This is a genomic window from Micromonospora sp. NPDC003816 (assembly GCF_042874705.1).
GTDB lineage: Bacteria > Actinomycetota > Actinomycetes > Mycobacteriales > Micromonosporaceae > Micromonospora.
This window is the reverse complement of record NZ_JBIANP010000002.1, coordinates 680,411-698,987: the sequence shown is the minus strand read 5'-3', so window position 1 is coordinate 698,987 and position 18,577 is coordinate 680,411. Positions and strand designations below refer to the sequence as shown.

The window sequence follows — 18,577 nt, the reverse complement described above, 5'->3', positions numbered from 1 at the left end:
CACCACCGGCAACGCGACCGGGCGATGCATCGCTCCTGATCGGGGCCGGAGTGACCCGGTGGCCGGTCGACGCGACGGCGGACCGGGACGACGGATCCGCACCGGCGGCGGAGGCGACACCCGCCACGCACCGGATGGGCCCGACCGGCGAGGGGCAGCAGGGCCGCAGGCGGCACACGCCGCGCGCTCGCCTGGCCGGGATGTCGTACCCACGGGTCCTCCTACTGACCGTGCTGCTCGGCGCGACGGTGGGTGGTCTGCTCGGCGGTCCCGTGGCGGCGGTCGCGGTGGCCGGTTACGGCGCCGTGGGCGTACGGGCCCTGCTGCGGCACCGCGCCACGGCCCAGCAGGCACAGGCGCAGCGGGAGCGGTTGGACCAGCTCTGCGCCCTTGCCGCCGACCTTCGGGCCGGGCTGCCGGTCCCGGTGGCCGTGGCGGCGCTGCGCCCCACCGGCCCGGTTCGGGTCGGCATCACCACAGGACGGGCGACAAGCGACGGCACGAGCGGCGCCGGGGGCCGGGCCACCGGGGGAGTGGAGCTCCTCGACGATCGACCGGGACGGCTGGCCCAGGCAGCGGTGCGGTTGGCCGACCGGACCGGCGCGCCGCTGGCCGAGCTGGTCGAGCGGATCGAGGCCGACGCCCGGTCGACGAACCGGGGACTGGCTGCGGCGGCGGCCCAGGCAGCCGGGGCCCGCGCCACCGCCTGGCTGCTTGCCGCCCTGCCGGTCGGTGGCATCGCTCTCGGCTACGGCATCGGGGTCGACCCGCTCCAGGTGCTGCTGCACACCCCGATAGGTGGTGCCTGTGCGGTTGCGGCCGTCGTGCTCCAGGCGGTCGGACTGCTCTGGGCGGACCGTCTCGGCGCCACGCCGGCCGGAGCAGGCTGATGCCCCGCCCGATCGCTGCCGCCCTGACCGGCAGGACGTTGGACCTCGCCCACAGCACGCTCGACACGGCCCACCGCACGCACGACCGCGATGCCGGCACGGTCGCCCTGACCGGTAGCGCGTTGGACCTTGCCGACAGCACGCTGGTGGCGGCGGTGCTGGTCGGTGTCGTCCTGGTCGCCGTGGTCCTGGTCGGCCGGCATCGACCTCGGCGGCGGTTGCGCCGGTTGGCCGGCGCGAGCCCGTCCACTGCCGTCCACCGTCGTCGTGGCGCCGACCTTTCGGGCGGACCTGTGGGCGCTGTGGGCTCGTCGAGGTCCGATGTGCAGGTGATGACGGGGCCAGCAGCCGCCGGTGCCGCATCCGGCCGTCGGGTGGACCGGGTGCGACTCATGGCCGGACTGGCGGGTGTGGCCGTGGCCGTCGTGGTCGGGGGATGGCCGGGCCTGGTGGCGGCGCTACCCACCGCGCTCCTGCTGGATCGCTTGCTCCGGCGGATCGAGCCGCTGGCGGACCGGAACCGGCGACTGCGGGCCGTCGCCGATCTTCCGCTCGCCGCCGACCTGCTCGCCGCCGCGCTCCGGGCGGGCGCACCGGTGGAACGCTCGGTGCTCGCGGTGGCGGACGCGCTGGGTGGTCCGCTCGCGGACCGGCTCGGCCGGGTCGGCCGCACGCTGCAACTCGGCGGTGGGCCGCAGGAAGCCTGGGCACACCTGGCGACGGTGCCGGGTGCCGAGCGGGTCGGTGCCGCCGCGATCCGCTCGGCCAGCAGCGGGGCCGCGCTGGCCGGTGCCCTCACCCGGCTCGCCGACGACCTGCGCGCCGACCGGGCCATCGCGATCGAGTCGGCGGCTCGCCGCGCGGGCGTCCTGATCGTGCTGCCCCTCGGCCTCTGCTTCCTGCCCGCCTTCATTCTCGCCGGTCTGGTGCCGGTGATCGTCGCCGTGCTCGGCGACGTGCTGTGAACACATCGAGAAGGGACGAACACGTGCGCAGAATCCTCGCCCGCCTTCGCGGGGACGCCGGGATGAACACCGCCGAGTACGCCGTCGGCACGCTCGCCGCAGTGGCCTTCGGAGGTGTCCTGCTGAAGGTGCTGACCTCCGACAGCGTGCAGTCCGCGTTGACCGCCGTCATCGACCGGGCCCTGAAGTGACCGGGCGCCGGCCGGCCGGTCGTGACCGGGGGTCCTTCACCGCCGAGATGGCGGCCGGTCTGCCGGCGCTGGTGCTACTCCTGCTGGTCGGGCTGACCGCGGTCAACGCGGTCAGCACCAGGGCGGCCTGCCTGGACGCGGCCCGGGAGGCGGCACTCGCCGCCTCCCGGGGCGAACCGGGCGAGAGCGCCGCTCACCGGTACGCGCCTCCCGGCGCGGAGGTGGCCGTCGTCGTGGACGACGAGGTGGTCCGGGTGACCGTGCGCGCCCCGGTGCGTGCCCTCGGCACCGACCTGCCCGCGATCGTCGTCGTGGCCACGGCGGTGGCGGCCGTCGAGCCCGGAATCCCGGAGCCGAGGCCGTGACGGTCGCCCGGCGCCCGAACCCTTTCGCCGGGGCATCGTCTCGGTGTGGGCGGCGCGTCGGCGGGCGGGACCGAGGCGGGGCGACCGTCTACCTGCTCGCGGTCGGGCTGATCTTCGTGTTCAGTGGGATTTTCGGCGCGGGTATCGGCGCTGCGCGGGTGGCGCGTCACCAGGCACGGGTCGCGGCCGACTTCGGTGCGCTCGCCGGAGCGGGCCGGGCGCTGCACGACGAGTCGCAGGCGTGTGCCCGAGCTGCCGACCTCGTCGTCGCCAACGGTGCCAGGCTGGTCCGGTGCCGGGTCGACGGGATCGACGTGCTGGTCACCGCCGAGGTGGCGGTGCGGCCGCTGCCCGGGATCTCCGGGATCGCCACGGCCACCTCCCGGGCCGGCCCGATGCGGGGGTGAGCGGTTACCACCGGCGCGGGAACACGTCGGGAGCACGTCGGCCGGGGAGCCGGCTCGGCCACCGGCGGACGGCGAGCCGGCTCCCCGACGCCGAGCGCGATGACGACGAGGCCGCGCCGACGCCGAGGCTCCACGTGCCAGCTAGGCCCGCACGACGACGAGGCCCGCACGACGACGAGGCCACGACGACGAGGCTCCGACGACGAGGCTCCGCACGACGACGAGGTCAGGGACGCGCGGACCCGTGCCGCCGAGGCCCGTGGCGCGAGCGCCCGTGCCGCCGTAGGGCCACTACGTCGAGGTCAGCGGCCCTGGAGCGCGTCGAGTGCGACGGCCATGGCGATCACCAGACGGCGGTCGATCTGCGGGTGGTGGATCTCGACGACGTAGCGGTCACGCAGGCCCCACTTCTTCACCACCGAGAAGACCGGCTGGCCGCCGGCGACGAAGTCGAAGTGGTAGGGCAGCCAGGACAGCGACTCGGCGAACCTGCGCAGCACCGCCACCGGCATGCTGCGCTCCTGGCCGACGATGTTCGGCAGGCCGGCCTGCTCGACGTGCCACGTCGAGCGGAGCAGGGACTGCGCGAAATCCTTGCGGAACAGCCCGATCGGGGTGCCGGCGTGGTCGGTGACGTCGTACGTGGCACCGAGGTCGAGACGCTGACGGGCCTTGAACCCGAGCAGCGGCTGCTGCTTGGAGTCGTCGGTGTAGATGGTCACCTGTTCCTTGAAGGCGAGCCGCTTCTGCTGCGCGAAGGCCAGCAGACCGCCCTCGGAGCCGTCCGGCGCGACGCTGTGCACCTCGTACTGGTTGACCATGAAACGCAACCGCTGGCGGATGTGGAACTGGTGCTGCGCCTGCAGGCTGTCGAGCTGCATCAGAATCTCCTCGTTCGTGGTGCGCCGGAGTGTCGCACAGCTCGGCAAGCGGCCCGGCGCTGAGTGCCAGGTCAGCGGACGCCGTCGACAGCCGACCGGTGGGTCCAGGTGGTGAGGAGCTGGTGGATGGTACGCAGTCGCTCGTTGATCTGGTCCAGCCGTTCGGCCTGGGCCAGGGTGGCGAGCGCCGTACCGAGGGCGATCTGCTGGTCGATGTCGAGTTGCTCCTGGTCGATGGTGTAGAGCAGCTCGACGGTCTCGGCGATGGTGTCGGCCACGGCTCCTCCTCCATGTGCGGCGGCGACGACGGACGATGATCACGGCGCTCGATGGAAGCGCTCCCAGCCATCAATGCCCGAAGCGGCCGGATCTCATGCCTGCCCGGTCATTCCGGCAGGTTCGCCAGCACCACGTTCAGCACCGTGACCGCGTCCGGCTTGGAGAGCGGGTTGTTGCCGTTGCCGCATTTCGGCGACTGCACGCAGGAGGGGCAGCCGTGTTCGCAGCCACATTCGGCGATCGCGTCCCGGGTGGCGCGCAGCCAGGACGACGCCATGCCGTACGCCCGCTCGGCGAAGCCCGCGCCGCCGGGGTGGCCGTCGTAGACGAAGACCGTCGGGGCCTCGGTGTCCGGGTGCACCGCCGTGGACAACCCGCCGATGTCCCACCGGTCGCAGGTGGCCACCAGCGGCAGCAGCCCGATCGCGGCGTGTTCGGCGGCGTGCAGCCCGCCCGGCACGTCGGCCGGGTCCACCCCGGCTGCCGCCAGCGACTCGGGGGAGAGGGTGAACCAGACCGCGACGGTACGCAGTTCCCGCGCAGGCAGGTCCAGCGGACGGGTGTCGATGACCTCGCCGGTGGCGATCCGCCGCCGCTGGTACGACACCACCTGGCTGGTGACGTCCACCTCGCCGAGGAACAGCCCGACCGGTCCGGCGTCGACGTACGAACGCACCGACACCACCGACAGTGAGGTGACGTCCCGCGCGTGGGTGGACCAGTCCGGCTCCTCGGGGTGCACCAGCGCGCACCCGTCGTCCAGATCGAGCGAGTCGACCACGTACGACACGCCCTGGTGCAGGTAGACCGCCCCGGAGTGCAGCAGGAAGTGCGCCGAGCCGCCGTCGACGGTGCCGAGCAGCCGGCCGGTCGCCGCCTCCACCACGCAGACCGGTGCGCCGCCGTCGCCGCGCAGGTCCACCTGGGGGCGCTCGCGGTGCCGCCAGTACCAGCCGGTCGGCCGCTGCCGCAGCGCGCCCGCCTCGACCAGCGCCGCGACCGTCTCCTTCGCGCCGTCACCGAAGAGTGCCAGGTCGGCGTCGGTCAGCGGGGCCTCGGCCGCGGCGCAGGCCAACTGCGGCCCGAGCACGTACGTGTTCGCCGGGTCGAGCACGGTGGCCTCCACCGGTGCCCCGAACACCGCTTCCGGATGGTGCACCAGGTAGGTGTCGAGCGGGTCGTCCCGGGCGATCAGCACGGCGAGCGCCTCCTGGCCGGATCGCCCGGCCCGTCCGGCCTGCTGCCACAGCGACGCCCGGGTGCCGGGATATCCGCAGATCAGCACCGCGTCCAGGCCGATCAGGTCGACGCCCAGCTCCAGGGCGTTGGTCGAGGCGAGCCCGAGCAGGTCGCCGTGCAGCAGCGCGCGTTCCAGTTCCCGGCGTTCCTCGCGCAGGTAGCCGCCCCGGTACGCGGCGACCCGGTCGCCCAGCCCGGGGACCGCCTCGTCGAGGCTGCGCCGGGTGCTGGTGGCGACCACCTCGGCCCCTCGGCGGGACCGGACGAAGGCCAGGGTGCGTACGCCGGAGGCGACGGTGTCGGCGAGCAGGTCGGCGGTCTCCCGTAGCGCCGACCGCCGGACCTGGGTCAGATCGGCCGCCTCGTGGACCGGCCCGCCGGAGGGCGACCCGGCGGGCGTCGGGTCGCCCGAGGCGGACCGGGCAGGCGTCGAACCGTGCGCGCCAGAGCCGGCGAGGGACCGGCCCGCGAGGGACCGACCGGCGGGAGGCGGGCCGCCGGCAGCGGAGTCGGCGGGTGCCGCACGTGAGGCGGGTGCCGGGCGGGGGGCGGGGATCGCGGCCGGGTCGGGCGGGAGCAGGGGCGGCTCCCAGAGCGCGAAGGTGACCCCGGCTCTCGGCGAGGTGTCCTCGGTGACCGCCGTCACCGGCAGGCCGGTCAGTCGCCCGGCTGCGGCGGCGGGGTCACCGGAGGTGGCCGAGGCGAGCACGAACGTCGGGCCGGGGTCACCCGTGGCGGGGCGGTAGCGGGCGCACTGCCGCCGCAGCCGCCGCAGTACGTGGGCCACGTGCGAGCCGAACACGCCCCGGTAGACGTGGCACTCGTCGACCACCACGTACGCCAGTCGGCGCAGGAAACCCGACCACTGGGCGTGGCCGGGCAGGATGCCGTGGTGCAGCATGTCCGGGTTGGTCAGCACGAACCGGGAGTGCCGGCGGATCCACTCCCGTTCGGCGCGCGGGGTGTCACCGTCGTAGCAGGACGGGCGTACGCCCTCGATCTCCAGCGTGGCGACGGCGCGTAACTGGTCGGCGGCGAGCGCCTTGGTGGGGGCCAGGTAGAGCACCGTGGCGCGCGGGTCGGCGAGCAGGGTGGCCAGCGCGGGCAGTTGGTACGCCAACGACTTGCCGGACGCGGTGCCGGTGGCCACCACGACGTGCCGCCGGTCGTACGCGATCTCGGCCGCCTCGACCTGGTGTCGCCAGGGCGTCGTCACCCCCCGCCGGGCGTACGCGGCTCGCAGCTCCTCCGGTGCCCAGTGCGGCCACGGCACCGCGATCCCGGCGCGGGGTGGCACCCGCTCGATGTGGGTGATCGGGTCGGTGGTGTGTCGCTGGCGCAGCCGGCGCAGCAGCTCGCCCGGCGGCGGTCGTTCCGGGCCGCCGCCGGCGGACACGGGAACTGCCGGGGTCACGTTCTGCACTCTCGCACTGGTGTTCGGAAATGGGAAATCGTCGCGTCTGCAGGTCGGGACCGGCCCCGTGAGTCGTCAGGCGCCTTCGGGGGTAATGGTTAGATGCCAGAGAGCTTACGGCTGTGCGAGGGAGGACCGATGGAGCTGTCGCTGGCGACCCGCACCGTGGGGGAGCACACGGTGCTCGAGGTCGGCGGTGAGGTGGATGTCTACACCGCCCCCCGGCTGCGTGAGCGGCTTCTGGAGTTGATCGACTCCGGGGCCCGGCACGTGGTGGTCGACCTCGGCCGGGTGGACTTCCTCGACTCCACCGGCCTGGGTGTGCTGGTCGGCGCGCTCAAGCGTCTGCGGACCGCCGACGGGACCTTCTCGCTGGTCTGCGACAAGGAGCCGCTGCTCAAGATCTTCCGGATCACCGCGCTGGACCAGGTATTCCCGCTGCATCCCACGGTCGAAGCGGCGACCGGCACCGGCGCGTGATGGCGACGGTCCGGCTCTCCTTCTCTCCGGCGCCGGTGCACGTGCGCACCGCCCGCCTGGTCGGCGTGGCGGTGGCCCGGCGGGCCGGAGTCCGCGAGGACCTGCTCGACGAGGTGCGCCTGGCCATCGGTGAGGCGTGCACCCGTGCGGTCGCCCTGCACCGCCAGTACGGCGTGCCCGATCCGGTGCTGGTCGAGATGTCCGACTCCGGGTCGTACGCGGTGCGGGTGGTGGACCGCGCGCCGATCGAGGCGAGCATCGGTCTCGCCGCGCTCGACGCCGACCAGTTGGCCAACGAGTCCCTCGACGAGGACGACCTCACCACCGGTGTCGGGTTCGCCCTGCTCGCGGGCTTCGTCGAGGATCTTCAGGTGCGGCCGGTCGACGACGGTGTCGGGACCGAGGTGCGGATGGTCTGGCCGGTCGGTCGCTGACCCGTCGGCGCCGCCGGTGTCCGCGCATCACGTCAGCGCCGCGTCATGCGGCATTCGTGGCGCCGAGTCTCGATTCATCGGGGCCGTATTCCCTGTGCTGGGAATGCGGCCCCGTTGGCATGGACCCGTTCCTATATCAGATTTCTTTTCATAACACAGCGACGAAGATCATCGGCCGATGGTGCCACCTCGGTGTGACCTCGAACACTGCGGAGGGCTACAGTACCCGGGTTGTCAGCAAGTGATCCACCGGGCAGCCAGCGCAGATGGGCGTCCGTCGCCGGTTCTCGCCGGGTGGGTGGCGCGCACTTGCGAATTCGCATACAGGCACCGGCCGGTGCGTCTCCATCGGCCGGTGCGTTGTTCGGCACAGGAGGACACAGATGTCCGACACCTTGGCCGCCGAGGGCGGCGGGATCTCCCTAACCGGAGCCAATGTCACGTACGTCGTCATCGCCGCGGTGATCGCGTTGGTCGCGCTCGCCTTCGCCGCCGCGCTGACGAAGACCGTGTTGGCCGCCGGCAAGGGCACCACCAACATGCAGGAGATCTCGGGGGCCGTGCAGGAGGGCGCCTCGGCCTACCTGATCCGGCAGTTCCGGACTCTGGCGATCTTCGTGGTGATCGCCGTGGTCCTGCTGTTCCTGCTGCCGGTGCACAACACCGAGGGCAGCGAGACCGCGGTGAAGATCGGGCGCTCGCTCTTCTTCGTGGTCGGCGCGCTGTTCAGCGCCTTCATCGGTGGCGCCGGCATGTGGCTGGCCACCCGGGCCAACCTGCGCGTGGCCGCCGCCGCCCGGGAACGCGAAGGCGGCCGGGAAGCGGCCATGAAGATCGCCTTCCGGACCGGTGGCGTGGTCGGCTTCCTCACCGTCGGCCTCGGCCTCTTCGGTGCCGCGCTGGTCGTGCTGGTCTTCCGGGGTGACGCGCCGACCGTGCTGGAGGGCTTCGGCTTCGGTGCCGCCCTGCTGGCCATGTTCATGCGGGTCGGCGGCGGCATCTTCACCAAGGCGGCCGACGTCGGCGCCGACCTGGTCGGCAAGGTCGAGCAGGGCATCCCCGAGGACGACCCGCGCAACGCCGCCACCATCGCCGACAACGTGGGCGACAACGTCGGTGACTGCGCCGGCATGGCCGCCGACCTGTTCGAGTCGTACGCGGTCACCCTGGTCGCCGCGCTGATCCTGGGCCGCGCCGCGTTCGGCAGCGACGGCCTGGTGCTCCCGCTGATCATCTCCACGATCGGCGTGCTCGTCGCCATCATCGGTGTCTTCATCACCCGGCTGCGCGCCTCGGACCGCAACGGTCTGACCGCGATCAACCGGGCCTTCTACCTCTCCGCGGTGATCTCGGCGGTGCTGGTCGCGATCGCCACGGTCTTCTACCTCCAGCCCACCTGGGCCGCGCAGCTCGGCGACAACTGGCGGGAGAGCCTCGGGGTGGACGGCGGCGACCCGCCGTTCGGCCCGCGCGGCGTGGTGATCGGCGCGGTCGTCATCGGCATCGTGCTCGCCGCCGCGATCCAGGCGCTGACCGGCTACTTCACCGAGACCGACCGGCGTCCGGTGCAGGACATCGGCAAGAGTTCGCAGACCGGTGCGGCCACCGTCATCCTCGCCGGCATCAGCGTCGGCCTGGAGTCGGCGGTCTACTCGGCGCTGCTCATCGCGGGCGGTGTCTTCGGCGCGTTCCTGCTGGGCGGCGGCTCGATCACCCTGTCGCTGTTCGCCGTGGCGCTGGCCGGCACCGGTCTGCTGACCACCGTCGGCGTGATCGTCGCGATGGACACCTTCGGCCCGATCTCCGACAACGCCCAGGGCGTGGCCGAGATGTCCGGTGACATCGACGAGCACGGCGCCCGGACGCTCACCGAGCTGGACGCGGTCGGCAACACCACCAAGGCGATCACCAAGGGCATCGCGATCGCCACCGCCGTGCTGGCCGCCACCGCGCTGTTCGGCTCCTACACCGACACGCTGCGCATCGCGTACGCCGACGCCGGGGTGACCGACGTCGGTGCCGAGATCCTCAACGCGCTGAACGTGGCCAACCCGCAGAACCTGGTCGGTCTGATCATCGGTGCGGCCGTGGTGTTCCTCTTCTCCGGCCTGGCCATCAACGCGGTCTCCCGCTCGGCCGGCGCCGTGGTGATGGAGGTCCGCCGACAGTTCCGCGAGCTGCCCGGGATCATGGACGGCACCCAGCGCCCGGAGTACGGCAAGGTGGTCGACATCTGCACCCGGGACGCGCAGCGTGAGCTGCTGACGCCGGGTCTGCTGGCGATCCTGGCACCGATCGCGGTCGGTTTCGGCCTCGGGCCCGGCGCGCTGGCGTCGTACCTGGCCGGTGCGATCGGGGCGGGCACGCTGATGGCGGTCTTCCTGGCCAACTCCGGCGGTGCCTGGGACAACAGCAAGAAGATGGTCGAGGACGGCGCGTACGGCGGCAAGGGCTCCGACGCGCACGCGGCGACCGTCATCGGCGACACCGTCGGTGACCCGTTCAAGGACACCGCCGGCCCGGCCATCAACCCGCTGCTCAAGGTGATGAACCTGGTCTCGCTGCTGATCGCGCCGGCCGTGGTGGCCTGGAGCATCGGCGAGGACCGTAACGTCGGCCTGCGGGTCGGTGTCGCGCTGGTGGCGACCCTGATCATCGTCGCGGCGGTGGTGTTCAGCAAGCGCAAGAGCGTGGCGATGGACGAGGGCAACGACAGCGGTGGCACCGGCACCGCTGACCCGCGTCCGGAGGCGATCAAGGCCTGACGCCCGTCGGCACCACGGTCCCCGGTCGGTTCGTCGCCGACCGGGGACCGCTCGCCTGTACGGCCCGTACACCTGACCGGTGCCGACGGCGAGGAGAAGCCGTACCCTGCAACGCATGCGTACCTGCCGGGCGGCGACCGCCGGAAAGCTCACGGTGGTCCTGGCTACGCTGGTTCTGCTGGCCGCCTGCGGCTCCAGCGGTCCGAGCCCTCGGGCGTGGGCGGCGTCGGTGTGCACCGCGCTGAGCCCGTGGCGCGCCGAGATCAGCAAGTTGACCAGCAGCACCAACGAGCAGATGACCGCACAGACCACCCCCGCGCAGGCCAAGGAGAACCTGGTCCGCCTCTTCGCCGGTGCCGAGGAGGCCAGCGAGACCGCGCGGCTCAAGGTGGAGCAGGCCGGCGTACCCAAGGTGGAGCAGGGCGAGGAGGTCTCCGCCGGCTTCCGGGCCGCGCTCGCCTCGATGCGGGACGCCTACGGCCGGGCCCGCACCACCATCGACGGGCTCGGCATCGGCGAGGCCGGCACCTTCTACGACGGCGTCCGGTCGACGGTGGAGACCCTTCAGCAGGAGTACGACGCCAGTGCGCTGGACACCAGCCGGCTCAACTCGGAGGAGTTGAAGCGCGCCTTCGACGAGGTACCTGAATGCCGTTGAGCGGTTCCGGAGAGACACCGGCGGCACTCCCGCTGCCGGTGACCTTCCCGGTGCCCGACCCGGCGACACGCCGACGCGGCGAGCCGGCCGAACGCCCCACAGTGCCCGAGCGGGGTGCCACCGGCGAACGGCAACTGGTCTTCTTCGGCGCGGAGACCGGGGAACCCTCCGTGGCCGACCTGGCCGGGCTGCTCGCCGGGCCGGGCGAGGTGCACCGGATGGGCGGGACCGCCCGCCTGACGGTGGAGGTGGACGCCGCCTGGCGGGTGCACGTGCTCGTCACCGAGTTGGGTCGTCGGGGCGTACGGGCGACCTGGGAACCGACCGGGGACCGGCGGTACGCGGTACGGACGGCGTACACCCGGACGATCGTGCCGCTGGCGGCGGCCTGGCTGCGCGGCCCGACCCAGTCGCCGCCCTCGGGTTTCCAGCTCGACGGCCGTCGGCTGCGGCTCTGGCTGGCCGCCGCCGGAGTGGCCGAAACGCCAGACTTCGTCCTTCGTCTCGGCGGCACCGATCCCCGCCGGTGGGCGGTGGTCGGCGCGGCGCTGCACGCGGCCGGGCTCACCGGCGACCTGCTCGCGCCGGATGCGGGCGGGCCGGCGTACCGGATCGCCGGTCGACGCCGGTCGTCACGCCTCGCGGAGCTGGTGGGTGAGCGTCCGGACGCGGCTCCGCCCGGCACCTGGCCGACCCGCGACTGATCCGCCGCCGGCTGTCCGATCGAAGACAGCCGGGCGTCGGGAAACACAGGGAGAATCGGCCGGGTCGCACCTCCACCGAGGGGCCGCCCTGATCACAGTGACCCGTTCCATGCCCTACTCAGGGTGTACGGTGACGCCGTCCGGCGCGACCACAGATCGTCCCGGGCGAATTGCCGCCCGCGAAACCCGAAACACGGACGGCGCGTTACGTTGGACATCCGGACCGCTGGGTATCGGTGGGGCGAGTGCGCCCGGAACCGGGCGATGGCGCGGCCATGAGCAGGAAAGAGGTCGAAGCAGACGTGCCGAGCAACGCTGGAACCACCCGTCTGGTCATCGTCGAGTCTCCGGCGAAGGCCAAGACGATCTCGGGCTACCTCGGCCCGGGGTACGTCGTGGAGGCCAGCTTCGGGCATGTCCGCGACCTGCCGCGTAACGCTGCCGACGTGCCCGCCCGGTACAAGGGCGAGTCCTGGGCCCGGCTCGGCGTCGACGTCGACAACGGCTTCCACGCCCTCTACGTCGTCTCCGCCGACCGCAAGCAGCAGATCAGCAAGCTGACCAAGCTCGCCAAGGAGGTCGACGAGATCTTCCTGGCGACGGATGAGGACCGCGAGGGCGAGGCGATCGCCTGGCACCTGGTCGAGACGCTCAAGCCGAAGGTGCCGGTCCGGCGGATGGTCTTCCACGAGATCACCAAGCCGGCGATCCAGGCGGCGGTGGCCAACCCCCGGGAGATCGACCGCGACCTGGTCGACGCCCAGGAGGCCCGGCGCATCCTCGACCGCCTCTACGGCTACGAGGTCTCCCCGGTGCTGTGGAAGAAGGTCATGCCGAGGCTCTCGGCGGGCCGGGTGCAGTCCGTGGCGACCCGGATCGTGGTCGAGCGGGAGCGGCAGCGGATGGCCTTCCGCACCGCCGAGTACTGGGACATCCTGGCCACGCTCGCCGTGACGAACGCCGGTGAGGGCCCGCGCACCTTCAACGCCACCCTGGTCGCGCTGAACGGCGACCGGATCGCCACCGGCAAGGACTTCGAGCCCACCACCGGCCGGGTCAAGCCCGGCGCCGGCGTGGTGCACCTCGACGAGAGCGGAGCGCGGGGGCTCGCCGCCCGCCTCGACGGGCGGCCGTTCACCGTCACCCGCGTCGAGGAGAAGCCGTACCGCCGTCGCCCGTACGCGCCCTTCATCACCTCCACGCTCCAGCAGGAGGCGGCCCGCAAGCTGCGGTTCTCGTCGCAGCAGACGATGCGTACCGCGCAGCGGCTCTACGAGAACGGCTACATCACCTACATGCGTACCGACTCGGTGAGCCTGTCGGAGACCGCCATCGCGGCGGCCCGCCGGCAGATCGTCGAGCTGTACGGCGAGCGCAGCGTGCCGCCGGAGCCGCGCCGTTACACCGGCAAGGTGAAGAACGCGCAGGAGGCGCACGAGGCGATCCGCCCGGCCGGGGACAACTTCCGCACCCCGGGCGAGGTGGCCAAGGAGTTGTCGGCCGAGGAGTTCAAGCTCTACGAGCTGATCTGGCGGCGCACCATCGCCTCGCAGATGACCGACGCGGTCGGCTCCAGCGTCTCGGTCCGGATCCGGGCCACCACCGTCGGCGGCGAGGAGGCCGACTTCGGCGCCACCGGCAAGACCATCACCGACCCGGGCTTCCTGCGCGCGTACGTCGAGTCCAGCGACGACGAGAACGCCGAGGCCGAGGACGCCGAGCGCCGGCTGCCCAACCTGGTCAAGGACCAGCCGCTGACCGCCGACCAGTTGGCGGCGCAGGGCCACCACACCCAGCCGCCCGCCCGCTACACCGAGGCGTCGCTGGTCAAGGCGCTGGAGGAGCTGGGCATCGGTCGCCCCTCCACGTACGCGTCGATCATGCAGACCATCCAGGACCGTGGGTACGTGGTCAAGCGCGGCCAGGCGATGATCCCCTCGTTCCTCGCGTTCGCCGTGATCGGGCTGATGGAGCGGCACTACCCGCGCCTGATCGACTACGACTTCACGGCCAGCATGGAGAACGAGCTGGACGAGATCGCCGGTGGTGACCACGCGGCCGTCGACTTCCTCACCGCGTTCTACTTCGGCACCACCAACGGTGCCGGTGACCAGGACATCGCCCGTTCCGGTGGGCTCAAGAAGCTGGTCACCGAGAACCTCAGCGACATCGACGCGCGCAGCGTCAACTCGATCCCGCTCTTCAGCGACGACGAGGGACGCGAGGTCGTGGTGCGGGTCGGCCGGTACGGGCCGTACCTCCAGCGTCGGGTGCCCGGCGAGGAGCAGGCACCGGCCGCCGAGGGCGAGGAGGGCGCGGCCCCGGGCGACCGGGCGCCGATCCCCGAGGGCCTCGCGCCGGACGAACTGACCCCGGAGAAGGTCCACGAGCTGTTCCTCGGCGGCGGGGGCGAGCGCAAGCTCGGCGACGACCCGGCGACCGGCGAGCCGATCGTGCTCAAGTCCGGCCGGTTCGGCCCGTACGTGGCCAGTGGCGAACGCAAGTCCTCGCTGCTGCGCTCGCAGTCCCCGGACTCGCTCACCTTCGACGAGGCGCTCAAGCTGCTCAGCCTGCCCCGGGTGATCGGGGTGGCCCCGGACGGCGCGGAGGTGGTGGCCAACAACGGCCGCTACGGCCCGTACGTCAAGCAGGGCGACGAGTTCCGTTCGCTGGACTCCGAAGACAAGATGTTCACCGTCACGCTGGACGAGGCGCTGGCCCTGCTGGCCGCACCGAAGAACCGGCAACGACGGGCCGCCGCGCCGCCGCTGCGGGAGATGGGTGCCGACCCGTTGACCGAGAAGCCACTGGTCATCAAGGACGGTCGGTTCGGCCCGTACGTCACCGACGGGGAGACGAACGCGTCACTGCGGCGTGGCCAGACCCCGGAGGCGCTGACCCTGGAGGAAGCCTCCGAGATGCTCGCCGAGAAGCGGGCGAAGGGTCCGGCGCCGAAGAAGAAGGCCGCTGCCAAGAAGGCACCTGCCAAGAAGGCCCCCGCCAAGGCCGGTGCCGCCAAGACCGCCGCCTCGAAGTCCGCCACCAAGGCCACCGCCTCGAAGACGGCGTCGAAGGCGGCAGCCTCGAAGGCCGCACCGAGGAAGGCGGCGCCGAAGAAGGCCACCGCCGCCAAGAAGGCCCCTGCCGCCGACTGACCTCGTCCGCCGACGGACTCGTCCCACCGCCGGGCCCCACCGGAGTTGACCAAGGGGTTTGCACCCTCGGACCTGCCCCCTGCGTGACCAAACTCCTTGATCGACACGGGGGTCAGGGGGTGGGGGTGGGGTGGGGGCCCAGGAGGGTGTCGAGGTAGGGGGTGGTGAAGGTGCGGTGCGGGTCCAAACGGGCGCGCATCTGCTGGAACTCCTGCCAGCGCGGGTAGGCGTCGGCCAGCGTCGCGGCGTCGCGCCAGTGCAGTTTGCCCCAGTGCGGGCGTCCGGTCAGGCCGGTCGCCACCTGTTCGAAGGCCCGGAAGTACGGCTCGTACGGCATCCCGACGTACTGGTGCACCGCGATGTACGCCGACTCGCGACCGTACGAGTGCGACAGCCAGATGTCGTCGGCGGCGGTGAAGCGGACCTCGACCGGGAACAGCACCTTGAACGGCATCCCGTCGATGATCCGGCGCAGCGCGTCGAGCGCCTCGCCGACGGCGTCGCGCGGCAGTGCGTACTCCATCTCGGTGAAGCGGACCCGGCGCGGGGTGCAGAAGACCGTGTCGGAGCGTCCGGTGTAGGCGCGTTCGCTGAGCACCCGCGCGCTGACAGCGCTGATCGGTGGGGCCAGGGCCGGTGCGGCGCGACCGAGCCGGCAGGCGGCGGCGAAGACGTTGTTGGCCATGAAGTCGTCGTCCAGCCACCGGCGCCAGCCGGGTAGCGGTCGGTCGTCGGCGGCCGTCCGGTCGTTGGTCTTGAGCTGCACCCTGGTGGTGTACGGGAACCAGAAGAACTCGACGTGGTCGTGCCGGTCGATCAGGTCGGGCAGTCCGGCGAGTACGGCGTCGAGGTGGGCGGGGCGTTCGTGGGCCCGCAGCACGAAGGCGTCCACGCAGCGCAGGGTGACCTCGACCAGGACGCCGAGGGCGCCGAGCGAGATCCGGGCCGCGTCGAACACGTCGGGGTGCTGGTCGGCGGAGCAGTGCAGGACCTCGCCGGTTCCGGTGACCAGGGTCAGCGCCTCGACGAAGGTGGCCAGTCCGCCGTGTCCGGCGCCGGTGCCATGGGTGCCGGTGGAGATCGCGCCGGCCACGGTCTGCGCGTCGACGTCGCCGAGGTTCGGCAGCGCCAGGCGGTGCGTGGCGAGGAGCGAGTTCAGTTCCCGCAGCGTCATCCCGGCCGGTACGGTGACGAGACGTCGATCGGTGTCCACGCGTACGTCGACGGCGAGTCGGCTCAGGTCCATCCGCCGGTCGTGGGCGACCGCGACGGCGGTGAAGGAGTGTCCACTGCCGACCGGCCGGATCCGTTCACCGGCGGCGGTGGCGGAGCGTACGTGCTCGGCGACCTCTCCGACGGACGTCGGGCGCAGGACGCCGGTCGCCACGCTGTGCTGGTTGCCGCCCCAGTTGGACCAGGCGGTGGGGGTGCGTCCGGTGCCGGTCATGGCGCGCTCCTCAAGATGAATATGAACCGAGTTCATATCAGGAACGTTCTTCCTGGTAAATACCGCAATCGAGGTCCGCTCGTTGTACCGGTAGTCACGAACTCGTGACGTGCAGATATGTTCATCCGTCGAAGGGGGGTGGCGAGTGTCAACTTCAGCCGCCACGACCGGCCCACTGCGTCGCGTACCAGTGCAGGGTCGTAGTGTCGCGCGCGTCCAGCGGATGCTGGACGCCTGCGCTGAACTCGTCGACGAGGTGGGGTACGAAGGACTGACCACCACCCTGCTCGCCGAGCGGGCCGAGGTGGCGATCGGATCGGTCTACCAGTTCTTTCCGGACAAGCGGGCGATCGTGCAGGCGCTCACGCTGCGCACGATGGAGTCCTACCTCCAGCGGCTCGACGAACGCTTCGCCTCGGACGACCTGACTCACTGGTGGGACGGGGTCGACGCGGGCATCGACGAGTACATCACGATGCACCGCACCGTTCCCGGCTTCCGTACCCTGCACTTCGGCGACGTGGTCGACCTGCATCTGCTCGATGAGCAGCGCGACAACAACGGGGTGATCGCCGACCAGTTGGCCCGGGTGCTCACCGAACGGTTCGGGCTCGCCGACGTTCCCGACCTGCGTTTCCACCTGGAGATCGCAGTAGAGGCGGCGGACTCCCTGATCAAGCTCGCGTTCCGGCGCACGTCGGACGGCGACGACCGGGTGCTGGCCGAGGCGAAGGCGCTGATCCGGGAGTACCTGCACCGCCAGATGGAGGCGCGGGGCGACACCGGCCGCCGGCCGGTCGGGCAGCCCGCGAAGCCGGGCGACGACCAGATCGCCGAGGCCGCCGAGCCGCCGGCCACGCAGCGCGCCTGACCTCACCCGACCCGGCGACGCAGCCCGCGGGGAACCCGCCCGGCCCGCCGGACCGGTAGCACCGAGTGCACCACGCCACGACCACGGCGGAGAACCACGCCGTGGTGTCGGTGCGGAGTGCTCAGAGGAAGGCGTGTCCCTCGCCCCGATAGGTCGGTACGGTGCCCACCACGTGGTCGCCGTCGACCAGGTGCAGCTCGTTCACCCGTTCGCACAGCTCGCCGGACTTGGCGTGGCGGAACCAGACCCGGTCTCCGACACGCAGGGTGGCGGCCGGTGCGCCGGTCAGCGGGGTCTGCACCTCGCCGGCACCCTCGGCGCCGAGCAGCTTCAGGCCGGTCGGCAGCCACGGGCGGGGCAGCCGGCTGTCGGCGGCGGAACCGGAGGCGATCCAGCCGCCGCCGAGCACGGTGGCCAGGTCGGGTGCCGGCCGGCGGACCACCGCGCAGGCGAAGAACGCCGCCGGGGTGGGCCGCCAGGTGCGGTACGCGTCGAAGAGCGTCGGTCCGTACAGCCCCGATCCCGCGGTGACCTCGGTGACCGCGGGATCGGCGCTGGTGGCGGCCACGCTGCCGGTCCCGCCGCCGTTGACGAACTCCAGGTCGGCGTGTTCGCGTACCGCAGCCACCGCCGCACCTCGGCGGGCCAGCAACTCGCGATACGACCCGCGCTGGGCCACCCGGATCGCGGCGCCGAGCACCGCCTGCCCCGGCGGGGCGTCGCCCAGGCCGGCGATCTGCGCCTCGTACGACATCAGGCCGACCAGCCGGTAGCCCGCCCGCCGGGCGACGGTGGCGGCGAGTCGACCGGCAGCCCGGGCGGTGTGCACCGGTGAGCGGCGGACCCCGACGTGCACCCGGCCGCCCAGCAGTCGCCACGAGGCGTCCAGGTCGAGGCAGACACGCAGCTCCGGGCGGTGGCCCGGGGCGGTCACCGTGTCGTAGAAGTCGAGCTGACCGGGGTCGTCGACCATCAGCGTGATCGCCGCCGCCAGCGCCGGATCGGCGGCCAGCTCGGTCAGCGCCCCACGGTCGGCGGTGGGGTACGCCACCAGCACGTCGGCGGTGACCCCGGTCCGGACCAGCCAGATCGCCTCGGGCAGCGTGAACGCCATCACCGACCGCCAGCCCGGGCGGGCCAGCGCGCGGGCGATCAGGTCCCGGCAGCGCAGCGACTTGCTGGCGATCCGCAGCGGCTTGCCGATGGCCCGCGAGGTCAACGCGGCGGCATTGTCGTCGAAGGCCGTGAGGTCGACCACCGCGTACGGAGGGTCGAGGTGCGCGGTCGCCCGGTCCAGCCGGTGGCGCAGGTTATCGCTGTCGGTGGCCACGTGTGCACGCTAACTGTGAAACGGTGAATGCGAAATACCCTCGCATCTGGCGGCCGGGGTCGGGTTGGCAACCGCGTCCTAGGCTCGGCGAGCAGGTGATGC

At 72.3% G+C, this 18,577-nt stretch carries 16 protein-coding genes and 1 pseudogene; 12 read left to right on the top strand and 5 right to left on the bottom strand.

Annotated elements, in window-relative coordinates; all coding sequences use genetic code 11:
• Positions 1-212 precede the first annotated feature (212 nt).
• From ACFYTT_RS09035 to ACFYTT_RS09015, 5 genes and pseudogenes are all read left to right on the top strand, one after another.
• Positions 213-890 (top strand): annotated as a pseudogene (locus ACFYTT_RS09035) (hypothetical protein); the annotation flags it as partial.
• A gap of 332 nt (positions 891-1,222) precedes the next feature.
• Positions 1,223-1,855 (top strand): type II secretion system F family protein, encoded by a 633-nt coding sequence (locus ACFYTT_RS09030; RefSeq protein WP_387258664.1) that lies wholly within the window; start codon positions 1,223-1,225, stop codon positions 1,853-1,855.
• Positions 1,856-1,917: 62 nt separating this feature from the next.
• Positions 1,918-2,046 (top strand): DUF4244 domain-containing protein, encoded by a 129-nt coding sequence (locus ACFYTT_RS09025; protein ID WP_155217386.1) that lies wholly within the window; start codon positions 1,918-1,920, stop codon positions 2,044-2,046.
• 47 nt (positions 2,047-2,093) lie between these two features.
• Complete coding sequence (locus ACFYTT_RS09020) at positions 2,094-2,411, top strand: TadE family type IV pilus minor pilin (protein ID WP_176095624.1); 318 nt, start codon at positions 2,094-2,096, stop codon at positions 2,409-2,411.
• Positions 2,408-2,818 carry an Rv3654c family TadE-like protein gene (locus tag ACFYTT_RS09015; protein WP_387258315.1) on the top strand — a complete coding sequence of 137 codons (411 nt, stop codon included), beginning with the start codon at positions 2,408-2,410 and terminating at the stop codon, positions 2,816-2,818. Before ACFYTT_RS09020 ends, ACFYTT_RS09015 begins: the two co-directional genes overlap by 4 nt.
• 302 nt (positions 2,819-3,120) lie before the next feature.
• Here ACFYTT_RS09015 and ACFYTT_RS09010 read toward each other — a convergent pair whose 3' ends face one another.
• The 3 genes from ACFYTT_RS09010 to ACFYTT_RS09000 all read right to left on the bottom strand — a co-directional run bounded on the left by ACFYTT_RS09010 (position 3,121) and on the right by ACFYTT_RS09000 (position 6,640).
• A complete protein-coding gene (locus ACFYTT_RS09010; protein ID WP_131057193.1) occupies positions 3,121-3,699 on the bottom strand; it encodes a hypothetical protein in 579 nt (192 codons plus the stop codon).
• Between the two features lie 71 nt (positions 3,700-3,770).
• Positions 3,771-3,977, bottom strand: coding sequence for a hypothetical protein (locus ACFYTT_RS09005; RefSeq protein ID WP_131057191.1), 207 nt, complete (start codon positions 3,975-3,977; stop codon positions 3,771-3,773).
• Between the two features lie 107 nt (positions 3,978-4,084).
• Entirely contained in the window at positions 4,085-6,640 is a 2,556-nt protein-coding gene (locus ACFYTT_RS09000) for a DEAD/DEAH box helicase (protein ID WP_387258313.1), read from the bottom strand.
• A gap of 129 nt (positions 6,641-6,769) precedes the next feature.
• Between ACFYTT_RS09000 and ACFYTT_RS08995 the strand changes: the two genes are divergently transcribed.
• The 6 genes from ACFYTT_RS08995 (at position 6,770) to topA (ending at position 14,827) form a co-directional block, all read left to right on the top strand.
• Positions 6,770-7,111 (top strand): STAS domain-containing protein, encoded by a 342-nt coding sequence (locus ACFYTT_RS08995; protein WP_131054046.1) that lies wholly within the window; start codon positions 6,770-6,772, stop codon positions 7,109-7,111.
• Positions 7,108-7,545 (top strand): ATP-binding protein, encoded by a 438-nt coding sequence (locus ACFYTT_RS08990; protein ID WP_131054045.1) that lies wholly within the window; start codon positions 7,108-7,110, stop codon positions 7,543-7,545. Before ACFYTT_RS08995 ends, ACFYTT_RS08990 begins: the two co-directional genes overlap by 4 nt.
• 266 nt (positions 7,546-7,811) lie before the next feature.
• Positions 7,812-10,310 carry a sodium-translocating pyrophosphatase gene (locus ACFYTT_RS08985; protein ID WP_387258310.1) on the top strand — a complete coding sequence of 833 codons (2,499 nt, stop codon included), beginning with the start codon at positions 7,812-7,814 and terminating at the stop codon, positions 10,308-10,310.
• A gap of 115 nt (positions 10,311-10,425) precedes the next feature.
• Positions 10,426-10,968 carry a hypothetical protein gene (locus ACFYTT_RS08980; protein WP_131054043.1) on the top strand — a complete coding sequence of 181 codons (543 nt, stop codon included), beginning with the start codon at positions 10,426-10,428 and terminating at the stop codon, positions 10,966-10,968.
• Positions 10,959-11,672, top strand: coding sequence for a hypothetical protein (locus ACFYTT_RS08975; protein ID WP_387258308.1), 714 nt, complete (start codon positions 10,959-10,961; stop codon positions 11,670-11,672). Before ACFYTT_RS08980 ends, ACFYTT_RS08975 begins: the two co-directional genes overlap by 10 nt.
• A 302-nt stretch (positions 11,673-11,974) precedes the next feature.
• Positions 11,975-14,827 carry a type I DNA topoisomerase gene (topA, locus tag ACFYTT_RS08970; protein WP_387258662.1) on the top strand — a complete coding sequence of 951 codons (2,853 nt, stop codon included), beginning with the start codon at positions 11,975-11,977 and terminating at the stop codon, positions 14,825-14,827.
• A 112-nt stretch (positions 14,828-14,939) separates the two neighbouring features.
• Here topA and ACFYTT_RS08965 read toward each other — a convergent pair whose 3' ends face one another.
• On the bottom strand, positions 14,940-16,274 hold the full coding sequence (locus ACFYTT_RS08965; RefSeq protein WP_387258306.1) for a D-arabinono-1,4-lactone oxidase: 1,335 nt from the start codon (positions 16,272-16,274) through the stop codon (positions 14,940-14,942).
• Between the two features lie 223 nt (positions 16,275-16,497).
• On the opposite strand from ACFYTT_RS08965, the gene ACFYTT_RS08960 reads away from it, so the two are divergent.
• Entirely contained in the window at positions 16,498-17,145 is a 648-nt protein-coding gene (locus ACFYTT_RS08960; RefSeq protein ID WP_176095627.1) for a TetR family transcriptional regulator, read from the top strand.
• 121 nt (positions 17,146-17,266) lie between these two features.
• On the opposite strand, the gene ACFYTT_RS08955 is transcribed toward ACFYTT_RS08960, so the two are convergent.
• Entirely contained in the window at positions 17,267-18,475 is a 1,209-nt protein-coding gene (locus ACFYTT_RS08955) for an amino acid deaminase/aldolase (RefSeq protein ID WP_176092376.1), read from the bottom strand.
• Positions 18,476-18,577: the final 102 nt, after the last annotated feature.

What these genes read in the sequence shown, in the direction of transcription:
- ACFYTT_RS09030 (WP_387258664.1), top strand. Translation starts at nt 1,223, where the DNA reads ATGACGGGGCCAGCAGCCGCCGGTGCCGCATCCGGCCGTCGGGTGGAC.
- ACFYTT_RS08985 (WP_387258310.1), top strand. Translation starts at nt 7,812, where the DNA reads ATGGGCGTCCGTCGCCGGTTCTCGCCGGGTGGGTGGCGCGCACTTGCG.
- ACFYTT_RS09010 (WP_131057193.1), bottom strand. Translation starts at nt 3,699, where the DNA reads ATGCAGCTCGACAGCCTGCAGGCGCAGCACCAGTTCCACATCCGCCAG.
- ACFYTT_RS08975 (WP_387258308.1), top strand. Translation starts at nt 10,959, where the DNA reads ATGCCGTTGAGCGGTTCCGGAGAGACACCGGCGGCACTCCCGCTGCCG.
- ACFYTT_RS08965 (WP_387258306.1), bottom strand. Translation starts at nt 16,274, where the DNA reads ATGACCGGCACCGGACGCACCCCCACCGCCTGGTCCAACTGGGGCGGC.
- ACFYTT_RS08960 (WP_176095627.1), top strand. Translation starts at nt 16,498, where the DNA reads ATGCTGGACGCCTGCGCTGAACTCGTCGACGAGGTGGGGTACGAAGGA.
- ACFYTT_RS08995 (WP_131054046.1), top strand. Translation starts at nt 6,770, where the DNA reads ATGGAGCTGTCGCTGGCGACCCGCACCGTGGGGGAGCACACGGTGCTC.
- ACFYTT_RS09020 (WP_176095624.1), top strand. Translation starts at nt 2,094, where the DNA reads ATGGCGGCCGGTCTGCCGGCGCTGGTGCTACTCCTGCTGGTCGGGCTG.
- ACFYTT_RS09025 (WP_155217386.1), top strand. Translation starts at nt 1,918, where the DNA reads ATGAACACCGCCGAGTACGCCGTCGGCACGCTCGCCGCAGTGGCCTTC.
- ACFYTT_RS08980 (WP_131054043.1), top strand. Translation starts at nt 10,426, where the DNA reads ATGCGTACCTGCCGGGCGGCGACCGCCGGAAAGCTCACGGTGGTCCTG.